The 25121-nt window shown below is 63.3% G+C and carries 26 protein-coding genes; 17 read left to right on the top strand and 9 right to left on the bottom strand.

Going from position 1 to position 25121, the window contains the following annotated elements:
* Positions 1 to 97: 97 nt before the first annotated feature.
* Positions 98 to 463, bottom strand: a complete 366-nt coding sequence (locus ACLEJU_RS27475; protein ID WP_435425603.1) for a hypothetical protein — start codon at positions 461 to 463, stop codon at positions 98 to 100.
* Between the two features lie 189 nt (positions 464 to 652).
* Between ACLEJU_RS27475 and ACLEJU_RS27470 the strand changes: the two genes are divergently transcribed.
* A complete protein-coding gene (locus tag ACLEJU_RS27470; RefSeq protein WP_435425602.1) occupies positions 653 to 1951 on the top strand; it encodes a serine/threonine protein kinase in 1299 nt (432 codons plus the stop codon).
* A gap of 76 nt (positions 1952 to 2027) precedes the next feature.
* On the top strand, positions 2028 to 2771 hold the full coding sequence (locus tag ACLEJU_RS27465; protein ID WP_435425604.1) for an MlaA family lipoprotein: 744 nt from the start codon (positions 2028 to 2030) through the stop codon (positions 2769 to 2771).
* A gap of 115 nt (positions 2772 to 2886) precedes the next feature.
* Here ACLEJU_RS27465 and ACLEJU_RS27460 read toward each other — a convergent pair whose 3' ends face one another.
* Together ACLEJU_RS27460 and ACLEJU_RS27455 are read right to left on the bottom strand one after the other, a co-directional pair.
* Positions 2887 to 4035, bottom strand: a complete 1149-nt coding sequence (locus ACLEJU_RS27460) for a patatin-like phospholipase family protein (RefSeq protein ID WP_435425601.1) — start codon at positions 4033 to 4035, stop codon at positions 2887 to 2889.
* A 15-nt stretch (positions 4036 to 4050) separates the two neighbouring features.
* On the bottom strand, positions 4051 to 4986 hold the full coding sequence (locus ACLEJU_RS27455; protein ID WP_435425600.1) for a lipid A biosynthesis lauroyl acyltransferase: 936 nt from the start codon (positions 4984 to 4986) through the stop codon (positions 4051 to 4053).
* A 111-nt stretch (positions 4987 to 5097) separates the two neighbouring features.
* Between ACLEJU_RS27455 and minC the strand changes: the two genes are divergently transcribed.
* The 7 genes from minC (at position 5098) to ACLEJU_RS27420 (ending at position 11743) form a co-directional block, all read left to right on the top strand.
* The gene (gene minC / locus ACLEJU_RS27450) at positions 5098 to 5865 is read left to right on the top strand and encodes a septum site-determining protein MinC (RefSeq protein WP_435425599.1); all 768 of its coding nucleotides are present in this window, start codon (positions 5098 to 5100) and stop codon (positions 5863 to 5865) included.
* A gap of 100 nt (positions 5866 to 5965) precedes the next feature.
* The gene (minD, locus tag ACLEJU_RS27445; protein ID WP_027918150.1) at positions 5966 to 6778 is read left to right on the top strand and encodes a septum site-determining protein MinD; all 813 of its coding nucleotides are present in this window, start codon (positions 5966 to 5968) and stop codon (positions 6776 to 6778) included.
* Between the two features lie 3 nt (positions 6779 to 6781).
* Positions 6782 to 7036: a cell division topological specificity factor MinE gene (gene minE / locus ACLEJU_RS27440; RefSeq protein WP_009682849.1), complete on the top strand. Its 255-nt coding sequence runs from the start codon at positions 6782 to 6784 to the stop codon at positions 7034 to 7036.
* 150 nt (positions 7037 to 7186) lie between these two features.
* Positions 7187 to 7822: an RluA family pseudouridine synthase gene (locus tag ACLEJU_RS27435; RefSeq protein WP_019472567.1), complete on the top strand. Its 636-nt coding sequence runs from the start codon at positions 7187 to 7189 to the stop codon at positions 7820 to 7822.
* A 44-nt stretch (positions 7823 to 7866) separates the two neighbouring features.
* Positions 7867 to 9156 (top strand): M18 family aminopeptidase, encoded by a 1290-nt coding sequence (locus ACLEJU_RS27430; protein ID WP_435425267.1) that lies wholly within the window; start codon positions 7867 to 7869, stop codon positions 9154 to 9156.
* Between the two features lie 221 nt (positions 9157 to 9377).
* Positions 9378 to 9545 (top strand): hypothetical protein, encoded by a 168-nt coding sequence (locus ACLEJU_RS27425; protein ID WP_435425266.1) that lies wholly within the window; start codon positions 9378 to 9380, stop codon positions 9543 to 9545.
* 44 nt (positions 9546 to 9589) lie between these two features.
* Positions 9590 to 11743, top strand: coding sequence for a mechanosensitive ion channel family protein (locus ACLEJU_RS27420; RefSeq protein ID WP_435425265.1), 2154 nt, complete (start codon positions 9590 to 9592; stop codon positions 11741 to 11743).
* Between the two features lie 4 nt (positions 11744 to 11747).
* On the opposite strand, the gene ACLEJU_RS27415 is transcribed toward ACLEJU_RS27420, so the two are convergent.
* Complete coding sequence (locus tag ACLEJU_RS27415; RefSeq protein ID WP_435425264.1) at positions 11748 to 12461, bottom strand: UTRA domain-containing protein; 714 nt, start codon at positions 12459 to 12461, stop codon at positions 11748 to 11750.
* Between the two features lie 316 nt (positions 12462 to 12777).
* Here ACLEJU_RS27415 and ACLEJU_RS27410 point away from each other — a divergent pair, with 316 nt between their 5' ends.
* The 6 genes from ACLEJU_RS27410 (at position 12778) to ACLEJU_RS27385 (ending at position 18074) form a co-directional block, all read left to right on the top strand.
* Positions 12778 to 13842 (top strand): ABC transporter substrate-binding protein, encoded by a 1065-nt coding sequence (locus ACLEJU_RS27410; protein WP_435425263.1) that lies wholly within the window; start codon positions 12778 to 12780, stop codon positions 13840 to 13842.
* 146 nt (positions 13843 to 13988) lie between these two features.
* On the top strand, positions 13989 to 14795 hold the full coding sequence (locus ACLEJU_RS27405; RefSeq protein WP_294338891.1) for an alkaline phosphatase family protein: 807 nt from the start codon (positions 13989 to 13991) through the stop codon (positions 14793 to 14795).
* A complete protein-coding gene (locus tag ACLEJU_RS27400) occupies positions 14792 to 15631 on the top strand; it encodes an ABC transporter permease (RefSeq protein WP_435425262.1) in 840 nt (279 codons plus the stop codon). Before ACLEJU_RS27405 ends, ACLEJU_RS27400 begins: the two co-directional genes overlap by 4 nt.
* Positions 15621 to 16415, top strand: coding sequence for an ABC transporter permease (locus tag ACLEJU_RS27395; protein WP_435425261.1), 795 nt, complete (start codon positions 15621 to 15623; stop codon positions 16413 to 16415). Before ACLEJU_RS27400 ends, ACLEJU_RS27395 begins: the two co-directional genes overlap by 11 nt.
* A gap of 1 nt (position 16416) precedes the next feature.
* Entirely contained in the window at positions 16417 to 17406 is a 990-nt protein-coding gene (locus tag ACLEJU_RS27390) for an ABC transporter ATP-binding protein (protein WP_435425260.1), read from the top strand.
* 14 nt (positions 17407 to 17420) lie between these two features.
* A complete protein-coding gene (locus ACLEJU_RS27385) occupies positions 17421 to 18074 on the top strand; it encodes an HAD family hydrolase (protein WP_435425259.1) in 654 nt (217 codons plus the stop codon).
* Between the two features lie 122 nt (positions 18075 to 18196).
* Here the strand turns inward: ACLEJU_RS27385 and ACLEJU_RS27380 are convergent, their stop codons facing one another.
* On the bottom strand, positions 18197 to 19159 hold the full coding sequence (locus tag ACLEJU_RS27380) for an NAD(P)H-quinone oxidoreductase (RefSeq protein WP_435425258.1): 963 nt from the start codon (positions 19157 to 19159) through the stop codon (positions 18197 to 18199).
* A gap of 143 nt (positions 19160 to 19302) precedes the next feature.
* On the opposite strand from ACLEJU_RS27380, the gene ACLEJU_RS27375 reads away from it, so the two are divergent.
* Together ACLEJU_RS27375 and ACLEJU_RS27370 are read left to right on the top strand one after the other, a co-directional pair.
* Positions 19303 to 21384, top strand: coding sequence for a carboxy terminal-processing peptidase (locus ACLEJU_RS27375; RefSeq protein ID WP_435425257.1), 2082 nt, complete (start codon positions 19303 to 19305; stop codon positions 21382 to 21384).
* 114 nt (positions 21385 to 21498) lie between these two features.
* On the top strand, positions 21499 to 22557 hold the full coding sequence (locus tag ACLEJU_RS27370) for an EAL domain-containing protein (RefSeq protein WP_435425256.1): 1059 nt from the start codon (positions 21499 to 21501) through the stop codon (positions 22555 to 22557).
* On the opposite strand, the gene ACLEJU_RS27365 is transcribed toward ACLEJU_RS27370, so the two are convergent.
* The 4 genes from ACLEJU_RS27365 to ACLEJU_RS27350 form a co-directional block, all read right to left on the bottom strand.
* Positions 22539 to 22907 (bottom strand): hypothetical protein, encoded by a 369-nt coding sequence (locus ACLEJU_RS27365; protein ID WP_027918137.1) that lies wholly within the window; start codon positions 22905 to 22907, stop codon positions 22539 to 22541. The genes ACLEJU_RS27370 and ACLEJU_RS27365 overlap by 19 nt on opposite strands.
* Positions 22904 to 23242 (bottom strand): helix-turn-helix domain-containing protein, encoded by a 339-nt coding sequence (locus ACLEJU_RS27360; RefSeq protein WP_435425255.1) that lies wholly within the window; start codon positions 23240 to 23242, stop codon positions 22904 to 22906. Before ACLEJU_RS27360 ends, ACLEJU_RS27365 begins: the two co-directional genes overlap by 4 nt.
* 101 nt (positions 23243 to 23343) lie before the next feature.
* Positions 23344 to 23784, bottom strand: coding sequence for a YkvA family protein (locus ACLEJU_RS27355; protein WP_054886433.1), 441 nt, complete (start codon positions 23782 to 23784; stop codon positions 23344 to 23346).
* 280 nt (positions 23785 to 24064) lie between these two features.
* Positions 24065 to 24820 (bottom strand): FKBP-type peptidyl-prolyl cis-trans isomerase, encoded by a 756-nt coding sequence (locus ACLEJU_RS27350; RefSeq protein WP_027918134.1) that lies wholly within the window; start codon positions 24818 to 24820, stop codon positions 24065 to 24067.
* Between the last annotated feature and the right edge of the window lie 301 nt (positions 24821 to 25121).

The following is a 25121-nucleotide window of genomic DNA, read 5'->3' as shown; positions in this document are numbered from 1 at the left end:
GCGGCCCCAGGATCTCAGCATCGCAAGAGAAATTGCTGGGGCCGCTGCGCGGCCCTTTCGCGACACAAGGCCGCTCCTACACAGACCGCGTAGCCTTTCATGCTGCGGGTTGCCGGGCCAGCCGCAACCCCGCCAGCACCACCACGAACACCGCGATGCTGGCGGTGTACAGCACCAGCGCCGGGATACCGAAGACCAGCGCCAACACCGCCAGCCACCAACCTCCACGACCGGCAATGACCTGGGCAAGCAACGCCAGCGCCAACCCGGCCCAGGCCATCACCTGAAAGTGAATACCCAACCCCAACCATGCGCGTATTTGGCACTGCCAGTGGTCGCCTGGCTCCACGCACAGCCCGACCCACTGTCCGTCTTCCATCAAGCCATAGCGCACGCCATAACTGGCCGCCAGCCATAGGGCCAGAAACATCAGCAACAGAGCGGTCGGCAGCGATCGAGACATCCCATTCTCCAATAGCGGTAATCGAAATCATCCATGATCGCCCAAGCCTTGTTGTAAGGCAAAATGACAACCCTGCAGCTATGTTGCAGATAACAAGCACACCAAAGGCCACCGCACTCGGCAACTTTGCCCAGGCAACCGTGGTCCTAGCCTGCGTACTGCTCGACCTTGATCTTTCTGGGGGAATACATGCTTCGATCTTGGCGCCTCGCCGCCCTTCTTGGCGGCCTGCTCATGGCTGCGGCCGCATCTGCGCGGGATATCGACGCCGCAAGCTACGGCTACCCCTTGACCAACCCGTTCGAGGCGACCATCGCCACCACGCCGCCAGAGCAGCGCCCGACGCTGCCCAGCGACGATGAGATCAACCAGTCCGACTACAGCCTGAACCTGCGCCCCGAGCGCGAGTTCACCCTGCCCGACAACTTCTGGGCAGTAAAAAAGCTCAAGTACCGCCTGGCACGCCAGGACCACGAAGCGCCGCTGATCTTCCTCATCGCGGGTACCGGTGCGCCCTACTCCAGCAGCATCAACGAATACCTCAAGAAGCTGTTCTACCAGGCCGGTTTCCACGTGGTGCAGCTGTCGTCACCGACCAGCTACGACTTCATGAGCGCCGCCTCGCGCTTCGCCACTCCCGGGGTCAGCCAGGAAGACGCCGAAGACATGTACCGGGTGATGCAGGCCGTGCGTGCCCAGCACCCACGCCTGCCGGTCAGCGAGTACTACCTCACCGGCTACAGCCTGGGCGCGCTGGACGCCGCCTTCGTCAGCCACCTCGACGAAACCCGTCGCAGCTTCAACTTCAAGCGCGTACTGCTGCTCAATCCGCCGGTCAACCTGTACACCTCGATCAACAACCTCGACAAGCTGGTGCAGACTCAGGTCAAGGGCATCGACCGCAGCACCACCTTCTATGAGCTGATGCTCGAGAAGCTCACCCGCTACTTCCAGGACAAGGGCTACATCGACCTCAACGACGCGTTGCTGTACGACTTCCAGCAGTCGAAACAGCACCTGTCCAACGAACAGATGGCCATGCTCATCGGCACCTCGTTCCGCTTCTCGGCGGCCGACATCGCCTTCACCTCCGACCTGATCAACCGCCGCGGCCTGATCATTCCGCCGAAGTTCCCGATCACCGAGGGCAGCAGCCTGACGCCGTTCTTCAAGCGGGCCCTGCAGTGCGACTTCGACTGCTACATGACCGAGCAGGTGATCCCGATGTGGCGCGCCCGCACCGATGGCAACAGCATCCTGCAACTGGTCAACCAGGTCAGCCTGTATGCCCTGGAGGACTACCTGCACAAGAGCGACAAGATCGCCGTGATGCACAACGCTGACGACGTCATCCTCGGCCCTGGCGATATTGGTTTCCTTCGCAAGGTGTTCGGCGACCGGCTGACCCTTTACCCCCATGGCGGCCATTGCGGCAACCTCAATTACCGCGTCAACAGCGACGCCATGCTGGAGTTCTTCCGTGGCTAACCAACTCCTCCTCGCCACCGCGCTGCTCGTCGTCGCCGGCAATGCCCTGGCTGCAGAAACCGCGCCACGGGCCAGCGTGGTCGAAGCCGACCCGCAAGTCACCCAGGCGCCGCTGACACCGGAGGCCGACGGCTTCATCGACCCGCTGCGCGAACTGAAATTCAACCCCGGGCTCGACCAACGCGAGTTCGAACGCTCGACCCTGGAAGCACTGAACGTGTACGACCCGCTGGAATCGATGAACCGGCGCATCTACCACTTCAACTACCGCCTGGACCAATGGGTGCTGCTGCCACTGGTCAGCGGCTACCAGTACGTCACGCCAAGCTTCGTGCGCACCGGGGTGAGCAACTTCTTCAACAACCTGGGTGACGTGCCGAACCTGTTCAACAGCGTGCTGCAGCTCAAGGCCAAGCGGTCGGCGGAGATCACCGCGCGGCTGATGTTCAACACCATCATCGGCGTGGGGGGCTTGTGGGACCCGGCCACCAGCATGGGGCTGCCGCGCCAGAGCGAGGACTTTGGCCAGACCCTGGGCTTCTATGGCGTGCCGGAAGGACCGTACCTGATGCTGCCGGTGCTCGGCCCGTCGAACCTGCGTGACACCACCGGGCTGGTGGTGGACTATGCCGGCGAGCAGGCGGTCAACTACCTGAACGTGGCCGAGGCCAGCGAAAATCACCCGGAGATCTTCGCCTTGCGTGTGGTGGACAAGCGCTACACCACCAAATTCCGCTATGGGCAGCTCAACTCGCCGTTCGAGTATGAAAAGGTGCGGTACGTGTATACCCAGGCGCGCAAGTTGCAGATAGCCGAGTAAGCAGGCCTGGCCTCTTCGCGGCTGAAGCCGCTCCCACAGGGATCACCTCAGGCCTGAGACCTGCACAGTACCTGTGGGAGCGGCTTTAGCCGCGAAGAGGCCAGTACAGGCAACATCAAATCCCCAGGAACTGGCACAGCTCGCGCTTCTTGGCCAGGGCATCGCGCCGCCCCAGTTCGATCAGCTCGCTGCAGTAGCTGGCCTCGAACAGCAGATAGCTCAACACCCCTGCCCCGCTGGTCCGGGTTGCCCCCGGACCGCGCAGGAACAGGCGCAATGCCGCCGGCAACTCGCGCCGGTGCCGCGCCGCAATCTCGTCCAGCGGTTGGCTGGGCGCTACCACCAGCACCTCGATCGGCGCCAGCCCCAGGCGCCGTGCATCCAGGTGCGCCGGCAACAGCCGGCTGAGGTGGTTGAGCCGCTGCAGCAACTCGATATCGTCCTCGAGGCTGTCGATGAAGGTGCTGTTGAGCATGTGACCGCCGATCTGCGCCAGGCTCGGCTGCTGGCCGCTGAACACACGTTGGGTCGGCAGTGGCGCCGCCGGGCGCTGCGGGTTGCCACTGACCCCGACCACCAGCACGCGGCTGGCCCCCAGGTGCAGGGCCGGGCTGATCGGCGCCGACTGGCGCACCGCCCCGTCACCGTAGTACTCGTCGCCCAGGCGCACCGGGGCGAACAGCAGCGGGATAGCGGCGCTGGCCAGCAGGTGATCGATTGTCAACGGCGTCGGCACACCGATGCGGCGGTGGCGCAGCCAGGCATCAATGGTGCCGCGGCCTTGGTAGAAGGTCACTGCCTGGCCGCTTTCATAGCCGAATGCGGTCACGGCAACTGCTCGCAGTTGCTCGGCGGCGATGGAATGGCCAATGCCATCCAGGTCCAGGTGCGACTGCAACAGGCCACGCAAGGGGCTGCTGTCGAGCAAGGCAACTGGCACCTGGCCGCCCAGGCCCAGCAGGTTGTGGCCGACGAAGCGGCTGGCCTGGCGAACCACGCCGGGCCAGTCGCTGCGGATGACCAGGCGGCTGCGGAAGTTCTGCCAGAACGTGGTGAGGCGCTGCACGGCGTCGTTGAAGCGAGTGGCGCCACTGGCCAGGGTTACAGCGTTGATGGCACCGGCCGAGGTGCCGACGATGACCGGGAACGGGTTGTGCGCGCCGGGCGGCAGCAGTTCGGCGATGCCGGCGAGGACGCCGACCTGATAGGCGGCGCGGGCGCCGCCGCCAGAAAGGATGAGACCGGTTACCGGGGGTGGCGCCATGGATTCCTTCCTGGATCAGCGTTTTTTCTTATCGTACAGCCGTGGCGCACCCTCAGGCCGCGACTTGAAGCGCCGGTGCGCCCACAGGTACTGTTCCGGGCACTCGCGCAGTACACCCTCGACCCACTGGTTGATACGCAGGCAATCCGCTTCTTCGCTCTCACCTGGGAAGTTCTCCAGCGGCGGGTGAATCACCAGACGATAGCCGCTGCCGTCCTCCAGGCGCTTCTGGGTGAACGGAATCACCTGCGCCTTGCCCAGGCGGGCGAACTTGGTGGTCGCGGTGACCGTGGCCGCCGGAATACCGAACAACGGCACGAAGATGCTCTGCTTGGCACCGTAGTCCTGGTCCGGTGCGTACCAGATCGCCCGGCCCGAGCGCAGCAGCTTGAGCATGCCACGCACGTCATCACGCTCCACGGCCAGCGAATCGAGGTTGTGCCGCTCACGACCACTGCGCTGGATGAAATCGAACAGCGGGTTGCCGTGCTCGCGGTACATACCGTCGATGGTATGTGCCTGGCCAAGCAACGCGGCGCCGATTTCCAGGGTGGTGAAGTGCACCGCCATCAGAATGGCGCCCTGCCCGGCCTGCTGCGCCGCCTGCAGGTGCTCGAGGCCTTCGATGTGGGCCAGGCGCGCCAGACGGGCCTTGGGCCACCACCAGCTCATGGCCATTTCAAAGAAGGCGATGCCGGTGGAGGCGAAGTTGGCCTTGAGCAGACGCCGCCGTTCGTCGTCGGACAGTTCCGGGAAGCACAGCTCGAGGTTGCGCGCAGCAATGCGCCGGCGCTCACCGGCCACGTGGTACATCAGCACGCCCAGGGCACCGCCGAGCCACAGCAGGGCACGGTAGGGCAACTGCACCACCAGCCACAGCAGGCCCAGGCCCAGCCAAAGGCCCCAGAATCGCGGGTGGAGGAAATAGGGTCGAAAACGCGGGCGTTCCATTGAAGCTTCCGGCAAGACAAAGGCCGAGCATTCTACAACGGATCGGCACCGGTTGCGGCCAACCGGTCTTATCGCTATAAGTCAGGGCACTTTTTTCGCAACAAGCCGTCTATGCAGACCATGAGCCCAAACCACACACCCGACACCGCCTCCGTGTTCCAGCTCAAGGGCAGCATGCTCGCCATCACTGTGCTGGAACTGGGGCGTAACGACCTGGAAGCCCTCGACCGCCAACTGGCGGCGAAAGTGGCCCAGGCTCCGAATTTCTTCAGCAACACGCCGCTGGTGCTGGCGCTGGACAAGCTGCCGGCCGACGAAGGGGCGATCGACCTGCCTGGGCTGATGCGTATTTGCCGCCACCATGGCCTGCGAACCCTGGCGATCCGTGCCAACCGCATCGAGGACATCGCCGCGGCGATCGCCATCGACCTGCCGGTGCTGCCGCCGTCCGGCGCCCGCGAGCGGCCGCTGGAGCCCGAACCCGAGGTGAAGAAGGTCGAGCCCGTGCCTGAGCCGGCCCCGGTTCCAGCGCCAGCCGAGCCAGAGGTGCGCCCTACCCGCATCATCACCTCCCCCGTGCGCGGCGGCCAGCAGATCTATGCCCAGGGTGGCGACCTGATCGTTACCGCTTCAGTCAGCCCGGGTGCGGAACTTCTCGCCGATGGCAACATCCATGTGTACGGCGCCATGCGCGGCCGCGCCCTGGCCGGGATCAAAGGCAATACCAAGGCACGTATCTTCTGCCAGCAGATGACCGCCGAAATGGTCTCGATCGCCGGCCAGTACAAGGTGTGCGAAGACCTGCGCCGCGACCCGCTATGGGGGGCCGGCGTGCAAGTCAGCCTGTCCGGTGACGTGTTGAACATCACCCGTCTTTAACGGATACTTGCCGTCATTTTTAGAGCAACTTTTTTATCTGTTGCCGTTTTTTTGCATTTTGCTGGGACACGAGTCCCGACTTATTTAGGGGTGAAACACCTTGGCCAAGATTCTCGTCGTTACTTCCGGCAAGGGGGGTGTGGGCAAGACCACCACCAGCGCCGCCATCGGCACCGGCCTCGCACTGCGCGGCCACAAGACTGTCATCGTCGACTTCGACGTGGGCCTGCGTAACCTCGACCTGATCATGGGCTGCGAACGCCGCGTGGTGTACGACTTCGTCAACGTGGTCAACGGCGAAGCCAACCTGCAGCAGGCCCTGATCAAGGACAAGCGCCTCGAGAACCTGTTCGTGCTGGCCGCCAGCCAGACCCGCGACAAGGACGCGCTGACCCAGGAAGGCGTGGAAAAGGTGCTGATGGACTTGAAAGAACAGTTCGAGTACGTCATCTGTGATTCCCCGGCGGGTATCGAGAAAGGCGCGCACCTGGCGATGTACTTTGCCGACGAAGCCATCGTCGTGACCAACCCTGAAGTGTCCTCGGTTCGTGACTCGGACCGCATGCTGGGCATCCTGTCGAGCAAGTCGCGCCGCTCCGAGAACGGCGAAGAGCCGATCAAGGAACACCTGCTGATCACCCGCTACCATCCCGAGCGCGTGGTGAAGGGCGAAATGCTCAGCGTCGCCGACGTCGAAGAAATCCTGTCGATCAAGCTCAAAGGCGTGATCCCTGAGTCGCAAGCCGTGCTCAAGGCCTCCAACCAGGGTATCCCGGTCATCCTCGACGACCAGAGCGATGCCGGCCAGGCCTACAGCGACGCGGTCGACCGCCTGCTGGGCAAAGAGAAGCCGATGCGCTTCATCGATGTACAGAAGAAGGGATTCTTCGAGCGCATTTTCGGGAGCAAATAAACCATGAACCTTTTTGACTTCTTTCGTGGCAGGCAGAAACAGACCAGTGCGTCGGTAGCGAAAGAGCGTCTACAGATCATCGTGGCGCATGAGCGCGGCCAGCGCAGCGAGCCGGACTACCTGCCGGAACTGCAGAAAGAACTGCTGGAAGTGATCCGCAAGTATGTGAACATCGGCAACGATGATGTGCATATCGAGCTGGAAAACCAGGGCAGCTGCTCGATTCTGGAACTGAACATCACCTTGCCTGATCGCTGATCTGGCTAAAAGCTGGGGCTGCTTTGCAGCCCATTCGCGACACAAGGCCGCTCCTACAGGGTTACGCGATTCCTGTAGGAGCGGCCTTGTGTCGCGAATGGGCCGCAAAGCGGCCCCAGCAGTTTGCACCGATTACGAATGAGACCTGCAATGCCGCTGTCGAACATCCAGATCCTCCATGAAGACGCCGCCATCCTGGTGATCAACAAACCGACCCTGCTGCTGTCGGTGCCCGGCCGTGCCGAGGACAACAAGGACTGCCTGATCACCCGCCTGCAGGAAAACGGCTATCCGGACGCGCTGATCGTGCACCGCCTGGACTGGGAAACCTCCGGCATCATCCTGCTGGCTCGCGATGCCGATAGCCACCGCGAACTGTCGCGCCAGTTCCACGACCGCGAGACCGAAAAGGCCTACACCGCGTTGTGCTGGGGCCAACCGGCGCTGGACAGCGGCAGCATCGACCTGCCCTTGCGCTACGATCCACCGACCAAGCCTCGGCACGTGGTGGACCATGAGCAGGGCAAGCATGCGCTGACCTTCTGGCGCATCGTCGAGCGTTGCGGGGACCACTGCCGGGTCGAGCTGACACCGATCACCGGGCGCTCGCACCAGTTGCGCGTGCACATGCTGTCGATCGGCCATCCGTTGCTGGGCGACCGCCTGTATGCCAACCCTGAGGCGCTGGCGGCCCATGAGCGGCTGTGCCTGCATGCCTCTATGCTGAGCTTCACCCACCCGGTTTCCGGGGAGCGCTTGAAGTTCGAGTGCCCTGCCCCCTTCTGAAGGTATCTGCGCTAAACTCGCGCCACTGCTGTCTGGAGTGAGTTATGCGCGAAGCACTGAATACCGGCCTGATCGAATTCCTCAAGGCCTCCCCGACGCCCTTCCATGCCACCGCCAGCCTGGCCCAGCGCCTGGAGGCGGCCGGCTACCAGCGCCTGGACGAGCGTGACAGCTGGGCCACGGTGCCCGGTGGCCGCTACTACGTTACCCGCAACGACTCCTCGATCATCGCCATCAAGCTGGGCAAGCAGCCGCCGCTGCTGAACGGCATCCGCATGGTCGGCGCCCACACCGACAGCCCGTGCCTACGGGTCAAGCCGCAGCCCGAGCTGCAGCGCCAGGGCTTCCTGCAACTGGGTGTGGAAGTGTACGGCGGCGCGCTGCTGGCGCCGTGGTTCGACCGCGACCTGTCGCTGGCCGGGCGCGTCACCTTCCGCCGTGACGGCAAGGTAGAAAGCCAACTGATCGATTTCAAGCTGCCGATCGCGATCATCCCCAACCTGGCGATCCACCTGAACCGCACCGCCAACGAAGGCTGGCAGATCAACCCGCAGAACGAGCTGCCGCCGGTGCTGGCCCAGGTGGCCGGTGACGAGCGCATCGACTTCCGTGCCGTGCTCACCGAGCAGCTGGCCCGCGAGCACGACCTCAACGCCGACGTGGTGTTGGATTACGAGCTGAGTTTCTACGACACCCAGGACGCTGCGCTGATCGGCCTGAACGGCGACTTCATCGCCGGCGCCCGCCTGGACAACCTGCTGTCGTGCTATGCCGGCCTGCAGGCGCTGCTGAGCGCCGACAGCGACGAGACCTGCGTGCTGGTGTGCAACGACCATGAGGAAGTCGGCAGCTGCTCAGCCTGCGGCGCCGACGGCCCGATGCTCGAACAGACCCTGCAACGCCTGCTGCCGGACGGCGACGCCTACGTGCGCACCATCCAGCGTTCGCTGATGGTCTCGGCCGACAACGCCCACGGCGTACACCCCAACTACGCCGACAAACACGACGGCAACCACGGGCCCAAGCTCAACGCCGGGCCGGTGATCAAGGTCAACAACAACCAGCGCTACGCCACCAACAGCGAAACCGCCGGATTCTTCCGCCACCTGTGCATGGCCGAGGAAGTGCCGGTGCAGAGCTTCGTGGTGCGCAGCGACATGGGCTGTGGTTCGACCATCGGGCCGATTGCGGCCAGCAACCTGGGGGTGCGCACGGTGGATATCGGCTTGCCGACCTTTGCCATGCATTCGATCCGCGAGCTGTGCGGCAGCCATGACCTGGCGCACCTGGTGAAGGTGCTGAGCGCCTTCTACCGCAGCCGCGAACTGCCCTGACATCCTGGGGGCGCTGCGCACCCCATTCCGACCGGTCCGGCGCCCCGGCAAGGCCGCTCCTACAGGAATCGCATACCCCCTGTAGGAGCGGCCTTGTGTCGCGAAAGGGCTGCACAGCAGCCCCAGAATTCCTCAGGCCAAATCCTGCCTGAGATCAATCCCCCTTCTGCCCAACCCGCTATGCTTGTTGTATGGCCCCTAATGCAGAAGGACCGCTGCCCATGTCCCCCTTCCTCTCACTGTTCGTGCCGGTGTTCCTGTTCCTGATGCTGCTGACCATCGGCTTCAGCCTGCGCGAGCGCAACATCGGCGTGGTAATGATGTGGGTTGGCACGCTGGGCATCTTTGGCCTCACCTGCTGGACGATCCTGGAGAAACTGCCGACATAAACCTCTACACTCGGTCAATCGTTTGACCTGAGGTAGATTTCCCGGTGCCAGCCTTTCTGCGTTGCCTAGCCCTGCTGCTGTTCATCTTCATTTCCCCAGTCCAGGCGGCGGGCTTGCCCAGCCTGCTGGGCTCCAGCGCCCCCGCCCAGCCCGAAGCCACCGAACCACTGGGCAAATCCCTGGACGAGGTGATCAAGAACCTCGAAAACGACCAGCAACGCGCCAAGCTGCTGGCCGACCTGAAGAAGCTGCGCGACGCCACCAAGCAATCGCAACCCACCGTCGAACAGGGAGTCCTGGGCCTGATCGGCGGCGCCCTCAACGACTTCGAAAAGCAGTTCAGCGGTGACTCCAGCCCGTTCTACCGCTGGTCGCAGGAAATCGAACAGGCCCAGGCCGAACTCACCGAGCTGATCGTGCCGGTACATCAGTGGCCGGCCATCCTCTTCGGCTTTGCCGCGGTCATCGCGGTGTGGAGCCTGCTGGCCTATGCCTTCAACTGGGTCGGCCACCGCGTGCGGGTGCGTTTCGGCCTGACCGAGGAACTGCCGCAACACCCCCGTACCTGGGACCTGGTGCGCTTTGCCCTGCGCAAGCTGGGGCCGTGGCTGGTGGCACTGATCTTCACCGTGTACCTGAGCTTCGCCCTGCCCCCGTCGCTGGGCAAATCACTGGCCATGGTGCTGGCCTATGCACTGGTGGTCGGCACCTGCTTCTCGGCCATCTGCGTGATCGCTTTCTCGCTGCTCGACGGCCCCCATCGCCACCGAGCCCTGCATATCCTGCGCCACCAGGCCTTCCGCCCGCTGTGGCTGATCGGCAGCTTCGCCGCCTTTGGCGAGGCCATGAGCGACCCTCGCATGCTGGTCGCCCTGGGCACCCACTTGGCCCATGCCCTGGCGACCCTGGCCAATGTCATCGCGGCGCTGTCGTCTGGCCTGTTCATCCTGCGCTTCCGTCGGCCGATCGCCCACCTGATCCGCAACCAGCCCCTGGCCCGGCGCCTGACCCGGCGCACCCTGAGCGACACCATCGAGATCCTCGGCAGCTTCTGGTTCGTGCCGGCGCTGATCCTGGTGGCGGTCTCGCTGTTCGCCACCTTCATTTCCGCCGGTGACACCAGCACCGCTCTGCGCCAGTCACTGATGTGCACCGTGCTGGTGGTGGTGTGCATGGTGCTCAACGGCCTGGTGCGCCGCCACGCCGCCAACCCCAAACGCGCCAGCAAGCGCCAGGCGGTGTACGCCGAGCGCCTGCGCAACTTCGGCTACCTGCTGGTACACCTGTTCATCTGGCTGGTGTTCATCGAGCTGGGGCTGCGCGTGTGGGGCCTGTCGATGATCGGCTTCGCCGAGGGCGACGGCCATGAAGTGAGCGTGCGCCTGCTGGGCCTGGCCGGCACGCTGATTGTCGCCTGGCTGGTGTGGATCCTCGCCGACACGGCGGTGCACCATGCCCTGGTGCGGTCGCGCCGGGGCCTGGCCAACGCCCGCGCGCAGACCATGATGCCGCTGATCCGCAACGTGCTGTTCGTGGTGATCTTCATCATTGCGGTGATCGTCGCCCTGGCCAACATGGGCATGAACGTCACGCCGCTGCTGGCCGGTGCCGGTGTGATCGGCCTGGCCATCGGTTTTGGCGCACAGTCGCTGGTGGCCGACCTGATCACCGGCCTGTTCATCATCATCGAAGACTCGCTGGCGATCGACGACTACGTCGATGTCGGCGGCCACCTGGGCACGGTCGAAGGCCTGACCATCCGTACCGTGCGCCTGCGTGACATCGACGGCATCGTGCACACCATCCCGTTCAGCGAGATCAAGAGCATCAAGAACTACTCCCGTGAGTTCGGCTACGCGATCTTCCGTGTGGCCATCCCACACAGCATGAACATCGACCAGGCGATCACGCTGATCCGCGAAGTGGGGCAAAAGCTGCGCAATGACCCGCTGATGCGCCGCAACATCTGGTCGCCGCTGGAATTGCAGGGGGTGGAGAGTTTCGAGTCAGGCTCGGCGATCCTGCGGGCACGGTTCAAGACCGCACCCATCAAGCAGTGGGAAGTGTCGCGGGCATTCAACCTGGCATTGAAGCGCCAGCTTGATGAAGCCGGGCTGGACTTGGCCACGCCGCGGCTGTCGGTGCAGGTGGTGACTGCCGGCGGCGGTGGCGCGACAGAGAGCGGGGCTTCCAGATAGGGTGCTAGCCCGCCTGCGCGCGGATGCGAATGGCATCGTGCCGCCAATATTCCAGGTCACAGTCGATCAGATGCCCATGCTGGTCGCTGTTGACCCGGGTGATATGCAGGCCTGGGCTGCCGGCCGAGACCTTCAGCGCACCCGCCGCTTCCACCGGCAAGGCGGTCGGCAGGATCTCGAAGCACACCTGCCCGTACTCGATGCCATACACCCGCCCGTAGATCTCGGTCAGCGACTGCGCCAGGTCCTGTTCAAGGATGCCGGGAAAATACTTCGGGTTGAGGTAGTGCTCGGCATACAGCACCGCCCGCCCATCGATGCGCCGCAACCGGCAGATCCGCACCACGCTGGACAGCGCCGGTAGTTGCAGCCGTGCACAGATGGCTGCCGACGCCGGCTGCAGGCGCGCCGAGAGCAGCTCGGTGCTGGCCTCCCGCCCCTGGTCCCGCACCATCGCATGAAAGTGGCTACGCTCGATCAGGTCGTAGGTCAGGCGCTGCGGTGCGACGAACCAGCCGCGCCGTTCTTCGCGGTAGATCAGCCCTTGGGCTTCCAGCTGCACCAGTGCTTCGCGCAGGGTGATGCGCGTGGTGGCAAACACCTCGCTGAGCTTGCGTTCGGCCGGCAATTTTCCGCCCGGCGCCAGCAAGCCGTGCTCGATCTGCTCCTGCAGGGCATGGCAGATGGCTGTTACCGCGCGCGGTGGCGTCGACTGCATCAAAAGGTTACCTATCTGGACTAGTCCAGCCCCATGACAGGGCCTCTGGAGAATAGTGCAAGCCTAGGGAGGGCTGATGAACATCCTGTGACAAAGGCTTTGGTCAATCACTGCCAGAAACGCGCCAAGCCAGCAGAGCCGGGGTGATCGGGTGGTCTACGCTGTAGCTTCAAGGCCTTTGCAAGCCCTTCCCTACATCAAACTGTCACGCAAGCGGCCTACCTTGGCTCAAGCTTTGCTGACCTAGACCAACGTTCAGCAAAACAGCTTCATTCATAACAACGATCGCTAAAGGCACCCACCCAAGGAGCTTCGGATGAAAAAGTTGTTCATGGCGTCACTGCTCGGCTCGGCCATTACCCTGTGCACCTCGGCGATGGCCGCCGGCCCCGACCTCAAGGCCCTGGAAGACGCCGCCCGCAAGGAAGGCAACGTCAACAGCGTGGGCATGCCCGATGCCTGGGCCAACTGGAAAGGCACGTGGGAGGATCTGGCGAGCAAATACGGCCTCAAGCACAGCGACACCGACATGAGTTCGGCCCAGGAAGTCGCCAAGTTCGAAGCCGAGAAGGACAACGCCAGTGCCGACATCGGCGACGTTGGTGCCGCCTTCGGCCCGATCGCTGCCAACAAGGGCGTGACCCAGCCGTACAAGCCAAGCACCTGGGACCAGGTACCTGAGTGGGCCAAGGACCAGGACGGCCACTGGGCGCTGGCCTATACCGGCACCATTGCCTTCATCATCAACAAGGACCTGGTCAAGGAAGGCGATCGCCCGAAAACCTGGCATGACCTGGAAAAAGGCAAGTACAAGGTCGCCATTGGTGACGTCAGTACCGCCGCCCAGGCTGCCAATGGCGTGCTGGCCGCAGCCATCGCCTACAAAGGTGACGAGAAGAACATCGAGCCTGGCCTGCAACTGTTCACCAAGCTGGCCCAGCAGAAGCGCCTGTCGCTGGCCAACCCGACCATCCAGACCATCGAGAAGGGCGAGGTCGAGGTCGGTGTGGTGTGGGACTTCAATGGCCTGAGCTACCGCGAGCAGATCGACCCCAAGCGCTTCGAAGTGCTGATCCCGTCGGACGGTACGGTGATCTCCGGCTATACCACCATCATCAACAAGTACGCCAAGCACCCGAACGCGGCCAAATTGACGCGTGAGTACATCTTCAGTGACGCCGGGCAGATCAACCTGGCCAAGGGGCATGCGCGGCCGATCCGTGCCGAGCACCTGAAGCTGCCGGAGGATGTGCAGGCCAAGCTGCTGCCGAACGAGCAGTACAAGGCGGCACAACCGATCAAGGATGCCGCGGCCTGGGAAGCGACCTCCAAGGCACTCCCGCAGAAGTGGCAGGAGCAAGTGATCATCGAGATGGAATAAAGGACTAGCTTTTGTAGTGCCTGATCCGGCCCTTTCGCGGGCACGCCCGCTCCTACAGGTACGGCGCACACCTCACGGCTCGCGCAGCCCTTGTGGGAGCGGGCTTGCCTGCGAAGAAGCCAACGCGGTTAAAGACTGGAGCAATCATGCAACACAACGTCATCCTGGTCCTGCTCGACGGCCTCAACTACCAGGTCGCCCACCACGCCATGGGCCACTTGCACGCCTACGTCGAGGCCGACCGCGCCGCGCTGTACCGTATGGAATGCGAACTGCCGTCGCTGTCGCGGCCGCTGTACGAGTGCATCCTCACCGGCGTGGCGCCGATCGATAGCGGCATCGTGCACAACAACGTCAACCGCCTGTCCAACCAGCGCAGCGTGTTCCACTACGCCCGCGAGGCCAACCTGGGCACCGCGGCGGCGGCCTATCACTGGATGAGCGAACTGTACAACCGCTCACCCTTCGACCCACAGCGCGACCGCCACACCCACGCGCCAAAGCTGCCGATCCAGCACGGACTGTTCTACTGGGATGATCGCTACCCTGATTCGCACTTGCTCGCCGACGGCGAATACCTGCGTCGCCGCCATGCGCCGAATTTCCTTCTGGTGCACCCGATGAGCATCGACGATATAGGCCACCGCCATGGCCTGGACAGCAGCCAGTACCGCAATGCCGCTCGCAGTGCCGACATCCTGTTGTCCGACTACCTGCCGGGCTGGCTGGAAGAGGGCTATCAGGTGCTGGTCACCGCCGACCACGGCATGAACAACGACCGCTCGCACAACGGCTTGCTGGCCGAAGAGCGCGAGGTGCCGCTGTTCGTGTTCGGCGACGCCTTCAGCCTCGACCCGGCCGCCAAACCGCTGCAGACCGAACTGTGCGGAACTATCTGCGAGCTGCTCGGCGCCGCGCATGACAAGACCGTGTGCCGGGAGCTGCTCAAGTGAAGGCCGGCAACCGTGGCCGCTACCTGGCCCTGCTCTGCCTGCTGCCGTTCGCCGTGTTCTTCGTGATCTTCCAGATTGCTCCGCTGGCCTGGGTGACCATCAACAGCCTGCAATCGGAAGCCGGCTGGGGCTTGGACAACTTCAGCAAGGTGTTCGCCTCCAAGTTCTACCTGCAGGCGCTGCAACGCAGCCTGGAGATCAGCTTCTGGTCGAGCCTGTTCGGCATCGTCATCGCCACCCTCGGCGCCTATTCGCTGCGCCAGGTCGACTCGAAGCTGCGCGACTTCGTCAGCGCCTTCGCCAACATGACCAGCAACTTCGCCGGGGTGCCGCTGGCCTTCGCCTTCATCATCCTGCTCGGTTTCAACGGCGCGCTGACCCTGCTGCTGAAACAGATCGGCCTGCTGGAGGACTTCAGCATCTACTCCAAGAGCGGCCTGATCCTGGTTTACACCTACTTCCAGATCCCGCTCGGCGTGCTGCTGCTCTACCCCGCCTTCGACGCCCTGCGCGAAGACTGGCGCGAGTCGGCCGCCCTGCTTGGCGCCAGCCAGTGGCAGTTCTGGCGGCATATCGGCCTGCCGGTGCTGACCCCGGCGCTGCTCGGCACCTTCGTCATCCTGCTGGCCAACGCCCTCGGCGCCTATGCCACCGTGTATGCGCTGACCACCGGCAACTTCAACGTGCTGCCGATTCGCATCGCTGGGCTGGTGGCCGGCGACATCAGCCTCGACCCAAACCTGGCCAGCGCCCTGGCGATGGTGCTGGTGGGGCTGATGACACTGGTCACGGTGGTCCATCAATGGCTGCTCAAGAGGAGCTACCATGCGCGCTGAAAAAACCTCCGCCGGGCTCTACCATCGGCTGGTGGTGTACCTGCTGTTCCTGATCCTGCTGCTGCCACTGGCCGGGACCCTGCTCTACTCGCTGGCCACCAGCTGGTCGGCGAGCCTGCTGCCCAGCGGCCTGACCTTCAAGTGGTACATCGAGCTGTGGAGCGAACCACGCTTTCTGGCCGCGTTCGGCCAATCGCTGCTGGTGTGCGTGGGCGCGCTGCTGCTGTCGGTGGTGCTGATCCTGCCGCTGCTGTTCGTGGTGCACTACCACTTCCCGAAACTCGACGCCCTGATGAACATTCTCATCCTGCTGCCGTTCGCGGTACCGCCGGTAGTGTCGTCCGTGGGCCTGCTGCAGCTCTATGGCAGCGGCCCGATGGCGATGGTCGGCACGCCGTGGATCCTGATCGGCTGCTACTTCACCATCGCCTTGCCGTTCATGTACCGGGCGATCACCAACAACCTCCAGGCGATCAACCTGCGCGACCTGATGGACGCCGCCCAGCTGCTCGGTGCCAGCACCTGGCAGGCCGCCCTGCTGGTGGTGCTACCGAACCTGCGCAAGGGCCTGATGGTGGCGCTGCTGCTGTCGTTCTCGTTCCTGTTTGGTGAGTTCGTGTTCGCCAACCTGCTGGTCGGCACCCGCTACGAGACCCTCCAGGTTTACCTGAACAACATGCGCAACAGCAGTGGCCACTTCAACAGCGCGCTGGTGATCTCGTATTTCGCCTTCGTGCTGGTGATGACCTGGGTCGCCAACCGCCTGAACAAGGACAAAACCTGACATGAGCTTCGTCAGCGTACAGAACCTGCAAAAAAGCTATGCCGGCAGCCCGGTGTTCGAGCACATCGACTGCCAGATCGAACGCGGCGAGTTCGTCACCCTGCTCGGCCCGTCCGGTTGCGGCAAGTCCACCCTGCTGCGCTGCATCGCCGGCCTGACCCCGGTGGACGGTGGCAAGATCTTTCTCGACGGCCACGACATCGTGCCGGTAAGCCCGCAGAAGCGTGGCATCGGCATGGTTTTCCAGAGCTATGCGCTGTTCCCCAACATGACCGTGGAGCAGAACGTTGCCTTCGGCCTGCGCATGCAGAAGGTCAAGGCCGATGAAAGCCAGCAGCGTGTGCGTGAAGCATTGGACCTGGTGGAGCTGGGCAACTTCGCCGGGCGCTACCCGCACCAGCTGTCCGGCGGCCAGTGCCAGCGCGTGGCGCTGGCCCGTTCGCTGGTCACCCGCCCGCGCCTGCTGCTGCTCGACGAGCCGCTGTCGGCGCTGGATGCGCGCATTCGCAAGCACCTGCGTGAGCAGATCCGCGCTATTCAGCGCGAACTGGGGCTGACCACCATTTTCGTCACCCACGACCAGGAGGAGGCGCTGACGATGTCCGACCGCATCTTCCTGATGAACCAGGGGCGCATCGTCCAGAGCGGCGATGCCGAAACCCTCTACACAGAGCCGGTGGACCTGTTCGCCGCCGGTTTCATCGGCAACTACAACCTGCTCGACGCCGACAGCGCCAGCCGCCTGCTGCAACGCCCGGTGACCGGCCGCCTGGCGATCCGCCCAGAGTCGATCACCCTGGGCGTCAACGGTGAACTGGACGCCGAGGTGCGCAGTCACAGCCTGCTTGGCAACGTCATCCGCTACCGCGTAAAAGTGCGTGAGGTGGAACTGGTGGTCGATGTGCTCAACCGTTCGCCCGAAGACCTGCATGCCGACGGCCAGCGGGTTTCCCTGTCGATCGACCCCACGGCGCTGCGCGAAGTAGCCTAAGGAGAATCAGCAAGATGGCACTGGCAATTTTCGATCTGGACGAAACCCTGATCCACGGCGACTGCGCGTCGCTGTGGAGTGAACAGATGGCCCGGCTGGGCTGGGTCGATGGCAAGGAGTTCCTGCGCCGCGACCATGAACTGATGGAGGCCTACGGCAAGGGCCATCTGCAGATGGAGGATTACATGGCCTTCAGCCTGGAGCCGATTGCCGGGCGCACGCTGGAGGAAGTCGAGCATCTGGTGGAGCCGTGGGTCGAGGAGGTGATCGAGCCGATCATCTACGGCGACGCCTGCCGCTGCATTGCCGAGCATCGCCAGCGCGGTGACCGGATCCTGATCATTTCCGCCTCCGGCACGCACCTGGTGGGGCCGATTGCGGCGCGACTGGGGGTGGATGAGTACCTGGCGATCGAGCTGGAAGCGGTGAACGGGGTCTATACCGGCAAGACCCATGGGGTGCTGACCTACCGCGAGGGCAAGATCACCCGGTTGCTGGAATGGCTGGACCAGGAGCAGGAGAATCTGGAGGGGGCGAGTTTCTATTCAGATTCGCGCAATGACCTGCCGCTGCTGTTGAAGGTGGATCATCCGCATGTGGTGAACCCGGATGCGGTGCTGCGCGAGCATGCCGAGATCAATGGCTGGCCGATCCTGAACTGGAGCTGAAGCTCTCCGTGGGCTGTACCGGCCTCTTCGCGGGTGAACCCGCTCCCACAGGGATCGCACGGTTTTCAAAGCTGTGATGATCCTTGTGGGAGCGGGTTTACCCGCGAAATGGCCAGGCCTGCTTACGCCAGGCTCGGGTCGATGACCATCACCAGCTTGCCGGACACCTGGTTGCTCTCAAGCTCGGCATACGCCGCCTGGGCAAACTCCACCGGGTAGGTATCGACCAGTTGCGGCGACAGCCGCCCTTCGCCAAACAGCGGCCACACCTGCTGCTGCAGCTCGCGCAGCAACTCAGCCTTGAAGCCATCATCGCGGTTGCGCAGGGTCGAGCCGGTGATCTCCAGACGCTTGCCCAGCACCTGCGCCAGGTCCAGCTCGAACTTGCGCCCGCCCATCAGGCCGATGATCACCCAACGCCCGTCACGGGCCAGCAGCTTGAGGTTCAGCTCGCCGTAGCTGGCACCCACCGGGTCCAGGATCACGTCGAACGGCCCAAGGCCTTCCAACGCGTCGAGGTTCTGGTTACGCACCACACCACCCGCAGCGCCCAGCGCCTCACAGTAGTCCAGGCGGTCCTGGGAACCGACACTGACCCATACCGGGCTGCCAAACGCCTTGCACAGCTGGATCGCCGCCGAGCCCACGCCACTGGCGCCAGCATGCACCAGCACCTTTTCACCGGCCTTCACCTTGCCCAGCTGGAAGATGTTCAGCCACGCCGTGGCATACACCTCTGGCAGCGCCGCCGCTTCGTGCAGGCTCAGGCCCTCAGGCACCGGCAACACATGGCGGGCATCGACCACCACTTCCTCGGCCATGGCACCGCTGGCCAGCAGTGCGCAGACGCGGTCACCCACGCGCCAGTCAGCGCCGGCACCGACTTCCTCGATGACCCCGGCGCACTCCAGGCCCATGTACGGGCTGGCGCCTGGCGGCGGTGGATACAGGCCCTTCATCTGCAGCAGATCGGCGCGGTTCAGCCCCGCAGCGGCCACTCGAATGCGCACTTGCCCCGCGTCACAGGCGGGGCGTTCGGCCTCGACCCAGGCCACATGTCCGTCAACGCCTTGCAATGCCTTCACAGTGCCTCCATAGTTGAATCACAGACTGAGCCTGAGGAGCGCGCTCCCCAGGCTTTTTGCAGTATTTGTCCGGCTCCGATGGAACCGGCGAACGGAAAAGACGGCCTACTATGCGTGATCAATTGCCTCCACGTCGAATCAGCATGAAGCATTTCCTCCCAAGCACCGCCCTGGCCCTCATGGTTGGCCTGGGTAGCCTCACGCTCGGCGGCAATGCGGCGGCCGCCAACAAGTGGGACAGCCTGCAGCCGGACCGCGACGAAATCGTCGCCAGCCTCAACGTGGTGGAGCTGCTCAAGCGTCACCATTACAGCAAGCCTCCGCTCGATGACGCCCGCTCGGTGATCATCTACGACAGCTACATCAAGCTGCTCGACCCGGCCCGCAGCTACTTCACCGCAGCCGACATCGCCGAATTCGACAAGTGGAAGACGCAGTTCGACGATTTCCTCAAGAGCGGCAACCTCGACCCCGGCTTCACCATCTACAAGCGCTACCTCGACCGCGTCAAGCAGCGCCTGGACTTCGCCCTGGCCGAACTGGCCAAGGGTGTCGACAAGATGGACTTCACCACCCACGAAACTTTGCTGATCGACCGCAAGGATGCTCCGTGGGAGAAGGACCAGGCCGCGCTTGACGACCTGTGGCGCAAGCGCGTCAAGGACGAGGTGCTGCGCCAGAAAATCGCCGGCAAAGAGCCGAAGCAGATCCAGGAAACCTTGACCAAGCGCTACAAGAACCAGCTGGCGCGCCTGGACCAGACCCGTGCCGAGGACATCTTCCAGGCCTACATCAATACCTTCGCCCAGTCCTACGACCCGCACACCAACTACCTGTCGCCGGACAACGCCGAGAACTTCGACATCAACATGAGCCTGTCGCTCGAAGGCATCGGTGCGGTGCTGCAGAGCGACAACGACCAGGTCAAGATCGTGCGCCTGGTACCGGCAGGCCCGGCCGCCAAAACCAAGCAGGTGGCACCGGCGGACAAGATCATCGGCGTCGCCCAGGGCAACAAGGAAATGGTCGACGTGGTTGGCTGGCGCCTGGACGAAGTGGTCAAGCTGATCCGTGGCCCGAAAGGCTCGGTGGTGCGCCTGGAGGTCATCCCGGCCACCAATGCACCAAGCGACCAGACCAGCAAGATCGTCTCGATCACCCGCGAAGCCGTGAAGCTCGAAGAGCAGGCAGCGAAGAAATCGGTGCTCAAGCTCAAGCAGGACGGGCGTGACTACAAGCTCGGCATCATCGAGATCCCGGCCTTCTACCTGGACTTCAAGGCCTACCGTGCCGGTGACCCAGACTACAAGAGCACCACGCGCGACGTGAAGAAACTGCTCACCGAACTGCAGAAGGAAAAAGTCGACGGCGTGGTCATCGACCTGCGCAACAACGGCGGCGGCTCGCTGCAGGAAGCTACCGAGCTGACCAGCCTGTTCATCGAGAAAGGCCCGACCGTGCTGGTACGCAACAGCGACGGGCGTGTCGACGTGCTCGAAGACGAAAACCCGGGCGCCTTCTACAAAGGCCCGATGGCGCTGCTGGTCAACCGCCTCTCGGCCTCGGCCTCGGAGATCTTCGCTGGTGCCATGCAGGACTATCACCGTGCCCTGATCATCGGTGGCCAGACCTTCGGCAAAGGCACCGTGCAGACTATCCAGCCCCTCAACCATGGCGAGCTGAAGCTGACCCTGGCGAAGTTCTACCGGGTTTCCGGGCAGAGCACCCAGCACCAGGGCGTGTTGCCAGACATCGACTACCCGTCGATCATCGACACCAAGGAAATCGGCGAAAGCGCCCTGCCTGAGGCCATGCCGTGGGACACCATCCGCCCGGTGGTGAAGCCGGCAGTCGACCCGTTCAAGCCGTTCCTGGCCGACCTCAAGGCCAAGCATGACGCACGCAGCGCCAAGGATGCCGAGTTCACCTACATCCGTGATCGCCTGGCCCTGACCCAGAAGTTGATGGACGAGAAGACCGTCAGCCTCAACGAGCAGGAGCGCCGTGCCCGCCACGATGACGTCGAAGCCAAGCAACTGGCGATGGAGAATATCCGTCGCAAGGCCAAGGGCGAGGAGCCACTCAAGGAGCTGAAGAAAGTCGACGAGGACGCCCTGCCGGACGAGGATGACAAGACCAAGCCGGAAGACGACGCCTACCTGGCCGAGACCGGTCGCATTCTGATCGACTATCTCCGGGAAAGCAGCACGGTGGCCAAGAAGTAACCCGACCGATGATGGCAAATTAATGTGACCCGTCATCAAACAGTCATCGCACTGTCGTGAAATAGAGGGGCCGGACATGCAAATGCCCGGCCCTTTCATTTTCAGGATACCGTCATGACCGTCGCCGAACAGCTCACTGCCTTGAGCGCAATTCTGGCTCAGCGCAGCATTCACAGCCTGTTCCAGCCGATCGTCTGCCTCAGCGAACGGCGTGTCTTCGGCCATGAAGCCTTGAGCCGCGGCCCGTCCAACAGCCCGCTGCATTCGCCATTGAACCTGTTCACCATCGCCCGTCAGTCCGGTCACCTGACCGAGCTGGAAGCCGCGTGCCGGGAAAGTGCGTGCCGGCGCTTCAGCGAGCAGGGGCTCGACGGCAAACTGTTTCTCAACATCTCACCTGAATCGCTGCTGGAACCGCACTACCCTTCCGGGCGCACTCTCAAGTTGCTCGAGCAAGTGGGGCTGGCACCCAGCCGGGTAGTGATCGAACTGACCGAACACACGCCTACCGACGATTTCCAGCTGCTGTCCAATGCCTTGCACCACTATCGCGACATGGGCTTTTCCATCGCCTTGGACGATCTCGGCGCGGGCTATTCGAGCCTGCGCCTATGGTCGGAGCTGCGTCCCGAGTACGTGAAGATCGACCGCCACTTCATCGATGGCATCCACCGCGACCCGCTCAAGCGCGAGTTCGTCGGCTCCATCCTGCAGATAGCCCGGGCGTCGAAGGCGCAGGTGATAGCCGAAGGCATCGAGCTGGCGGAAGAGCTGGCGGTATTGACCGAGATGGGCGTGGACCTGGTGCAGGGATACTTGCTGGGGCGGCCGCAGGAGCTGGGGGTTCGGGAGAGTCGGCAGTTGCCAGCGCTGACAAGCGTACCGTTGGCTGAACAACCAACGGTACGGCTCGATGCCACGCTTGGCCAGCTATTGGAACTATTTGAGCGGGACCAGCACCTCCACACATTGGAAGTGATAGACGCCAACGGCAGGCCTTGTGGATCGATTCACAGGAATGCGCTGCCTGTAGGAGCGGCCTTAAGTCGCGAAAAGGCTGCGCAGCAGCCCCAGGGTTTCAGCGTCAATGCGCCTACTGCTGGGGCTGCTGCGCAGCCCTTTCGCGACACAAGGCCGCTCCTACAAGAATCGCATCAGGCTGTTTCGGGATAGCTGTACTCGAACACCCTGACAACCTCGGAGGCATGCCAGGAAGCCGCCTCCATGCCATCCACCGGCCCGGAGAAGCGCCCCAGGCGCTCCACGCATTCGAAAAAGCCGGTGCGCGGCAAACGGCTGGCCCCCTGGCTGATGACCAGCGAACTGCGCAGCGGCTGCTCGGCACGGGCGTCGAGCACCGCCAGGTACTCCAGCGCAGCGGTGAGGGTCTGCATGGCCGGGCTGGGCAGCTGCAGGCGCTCGATCAGCGCACGGTAGGTGAGCAGGTGGCGTTGACGACGGGCCAGGTCAAGCTCGTCCAGCAGGTTTTGCCAATGCTGTCGGCTGATCCTGACCTGGCTCATGACGGTTCGCTCCAGCCGGCCACCCCCAGGTGCCATGCCAGGGCACGGCGGATCGCAGCATCCGGCTGGCGCTCGCCCGATTCGATCATGGCCAGGTAAGCCGGGCTCACCCCGACATTACGCGCCAACTGGTCAGGAGCGATGCCTTTGGCCTGGCGCAGCTGTGCCACTTCACTGAACGCGGGCAGACTGGCTGCAGGAGCATCCTGTTGCGCTGATTCGGCAACCACCTCGGCCGGTGCCTGCCCGGCTGCCTTGAGCAGCGCCTGATACTGCTCCCAGGGCACGACGGCGTACTCGGGCTGACCGTCCCGGCTAATGACCTGAATACCCATTACAACCCCCTTACGTAAGGATTACCGCATGTAATCCGTAGGCATAACGCTTATGCCAATTATATTACCAAGCGCGGGAGTCTGTGGGGACTTGCTCGATTTCAGTGCGTATTGCGCTCCAGGCGCAGCGCTTCGGGGGTATCGGGCAGGCGTTCGACCACCCGCAGGCGCTCAGGCGCCTGGCTGTCGCGCCAGGCCTTGAAACGCGCCAGCTCATCGGCCACGGTCTTCAGCACCCAGCCGAGCACGGCGATGTCATCGAGAAAACCGACGCCCAGAATCCAGTCGGGGATGGCGTCGATGGGGCTGACGAAGTACAGCAAGCCGGCGACGATGGTCACCAGTGCCTTTGGGCTGATGGCACGGTACTCACCGCGCCACCAGGCCAGACACAGCGACTGCAGCAGCTTGACGTCGTCGCGCAACTGACCGATGCGCGGGCCTTTGCGGGCCACTGCGAACAGCAAGGCCGGCAACCGGCCACGGCTGAGCAGGCGCTCGGCCAGGGGCAGGAAACGGGCGAAATTCCAAGGTGCGCTCATGGAGCCTCCAGCGGGGAAAGGTTATCCACAATTATTGTGGATAACCTTGTGAACAGGGCGAAGTTTGTGACGGCAGGCGCCCACAAGGCAAGGGCCCCGGTCAGATCGGGCGTTTTTTACACAGTCGTTTCAGTTGCGCAAACGATTTGCGTCAGGACGCTTGCAGCTTCTTCACACTGCTCTTGCTCGGACAGTGACAGCCGCATGAGGTTCGCCGAATCATTCCCCACAAACGACAACGCCCCGTCAGGACGGGGCGTTGTGCAGGTACCAGCCGTTATTATTTGGCAGGTGCTTCGGCCGGGGCTTCAGCTTCCGGCGCTTCGCCACCCTGCAGCTGGGCCGGGTCCTTGATGGCGATCAGTTCCAGGTCGAACACCAGAACCGAGTTGGCCGGGATCAGCGGGCTCGGGCTCTGGGCGCCGTAGGCCAGCTCAGCCGGGATGAACAGCTTGTACTTCTCGCCAACGTGCATCAGCTGCAGGCCTTCGACCCAGCCCGGGATCACACCGCTGACTGGCAGGTCGATCGGGCTGCCGCGCTCGACCGAGCTGTCGAACACCTTGCCATCGATCAGCTTGCCTTCGTAGTGAACGGTGACTACGTCGGTCGGCTTCGGCTGCGGGCCGTCGGCCTTCTTCACGACTTCGTACTGCAGTCCCGAGGCGGTGGTGACCACGCCAGGCTTCTTGGCGTTTTCTTCGAGGAATTTCTTGCCGGCGCTGGCGGCTTCTTCGCTAGCCTTGGCCAGGCGCTCTTCGGCGCGCTTCTGCAGCGCGGTGAAGGCTTCTACCAGCTCTTCGTCCTTGATGCGTTGCTCCTTCTTGCCGACAGCGTCTTCGATGCCGAGGGCGACCGCTTTCGAATCAAGGTCTTCCATGCCTTCCTGAGCCAGGCTCTTGCCCATGTTCAGGCCGATACCGTAGGAGGCTTTCTGTGCCGGAGTCTTCAGCTCGGGGCTGCTGGCTTGTTGATCACAGCCAGCCAGTACCAGGCCTACCAGGGCAACCGCAGCCGCCAGACGATGCTGTTTCATGCTATTTCCTTGTTCATGCGCCATAAGGGCAATCAGGGTAAAGCCGCGAGCTTATCAGGCGGCCATCACCAATGGCTACCGGCATAAGAGCGGGTTTTCGTAAGGAAGTTCAGTAGGTAAAGGCTTCTTCATGGAAGCTTTACAGCCATTGGCCAGTATTGACCCTTTGTGCCGGGTTTTCCTGGTTTTTGTGGCTTTTTATTTCGGGGGGTTCTGAGTGTCTGCCGCAAGATTTTCAGCGCCTGTGAGATCGAGCGCCGCGCGGGCGGCGCTCGATCTCCCAGGCGCTTAAAACCTGCGG

The organism is Pseudomonas sp. SMN11, assembly GCF_052041945.1.
Lineage (GTDB): Bacteria > Pseudomonadota > Gammaproteobacteria > Pseudomonadales > Pseudomonadaceae > Aquipseudomonas.
The sequence above is the reverse complement of the archived record's forward strand: the minus strand, read 5'-3'. Positions and strand labels throughout refer to the sequence as shown.

What these genes read in the sequence shown, in the direction of transcription:
- ACLEJU_RS27475 (WP_435425603.1), bottom strand. Translation starts at nt 463, where the DNA reads ATGTCTCGATCGCTGCCGACCGCTCTGTTGCTGATGTTTCTGGCCCTA.
- ACLEJU_RS27470 (WP_435425602.1), top strand. Translation starts at nt 653, where the DNA reads ATGCTTCGATCTTGGCGCCTCGCCGCCCTTCTTGGCGGCCTGCTCATG.
- ACLEJU_RS27460 (WP_435425601.1), bottom strand. Translation starts at nt 4,035, where the DNA reads ATGGCGCCACCCCCGGTAACCGGTCTCATCCTTTCTGGCGGCGGCGCC.
- ACLEJU_RS27455 (WP_435425600.1), bottom strand. Translation starts at nt 4,986, where the DNA reads ATGGAACGCCCGCGTTTTCGACCCTATTTCCTCCACCCGCGATTCTGG.
- minC (WP_435425599.1), top strand. Translation starts at nt 5,098, where the DNA reads ATGCAGACCATGAGCCCAAACCACACACCCGACACCGCCTCCGTGTTC.
- minE (WP_009682849.1), top strand. Translation starts at nt 6,782, where the DNA reads ATGAACCTTTTTGACTTCTTTCGTGGCAGGCAGAAACAGACCAGTGCG.
- ACLEJU_RS27435 (WP_019472567.1), top strand. Translation starts at nt 7,187, where the DNA reads ATGCCGCTGTCGAACATCCAGATCCTCCATGAAGACGCCGCCATCCTG.
- ACLEJU_RS27430 (WP_435425267.1), top strand. Translation starts at nt 7,867, where the DNA reads ATGCGCGAAGCACTGAATACCGGCCTGATCGAATTCCTCAAGGCCTCC.
- ACLEJU_RS27425 (WP_435425266.1), top strand. Translation starts at nt 9,378, where the DNA reads ATGTCCCCCTTCCTCTCACTGTTCGTGCCGGTGTTCCTGTTCCTGATG.
- ACLEJU_RS27415 (WP_435425264.1), bottom strand. Translation starts at nt 12,461, where the DNA reads ATGCAGTCGACGCCACCGCGCGCGGTAACAGCCATCTGCCATGCCCTG.
- ACLEJU_RS27410 (WP_435425263.1), top strand. Translation starts at nt 12,778, where the DNA reads ATGAAAAAGTTGTTCATGGCGTCACTGCTCGGCTCGGCCATTACCCTG.
- ACLEJU_RS27405 (WP_294338891.1), top strand. Translation starts at nt 13,989, where the DNA reads ATGCAACACAACGTCATCCTGGTCCTGCTCGACGGCCTCAACTACCAG.
- ACLEJU_RS27395 (WP_435425261.1), top strand. Translation starts at nt 15,621, where the DNA reads ATGCGCGCTGAAAAAACCTCCGCCGGGCTCTACCATCGGCTGGTGGTG.
- ACLEJU_RS27390 (WP_435425260.1), top strand. Translation starts at nt 16,417, where the DNA reads ATGAGCTTCGTCAGCGTACAGAACCTGCAAAAAAGCTATGCCGGCAGC.
- ACLEJU_RS27385 (WP_435425259.1), top strand. Translation starts at nt 17,421, where the DNA reads ATGGCACTGGCAATTTTCGATCTGGACGAAACCCTGATCCACGGCGAC.
- ACLEJU_RS27375 (WP_435425257.1), top strand. Translation starts at nt 19,303, where the DNA reads ATGAAGCATTTCCTCCCAAGCACCGCCCTGGCCCTCATGGTTGGCCTG.
- ACLEJU_RS27370 (WP_435425256.1), top strand. Translation starts at nt 21,499, where the DNA reads ATGACCGTCGCCGAACAGCTCACTGCCTTGAGCGCAATTCTGGCTCAG.
- ACLEJU_RS27365 (WP_027918137.1), bottom strand. Translation starts at nt 22,907, where the DNA reads ATGAGCCAGGTCAGGATCAGCCGACAGCATTGGCAAAACCTGCTGGAC.
- ACLEJU_RS27360 (WP_435425255.1), bottom strand. Translation starts at nt 23,242, where the DNA reads ATGGGTATTCAGGTCATTAGCCGGGACGGTCAGCCCGAGTACGCCGTC.
- ACLEJU_RS27355 (WP_054886433.1), bottom strand. Translation starts at nt 23,784, where the DNA reads ATGAGCGCACCTTGGAATTTCGCCCGTTTCCTGCCCCTGGCCGAGCGC.
- ACLEJU_RS27350 (WP_027918134.1), bottom strand. Translation starts at nt 24,820, where the DNA reads ATGAAACAGCATCGTCTGGCGGCTGCGGTTGCCCTGGTAGGCCTGGTA.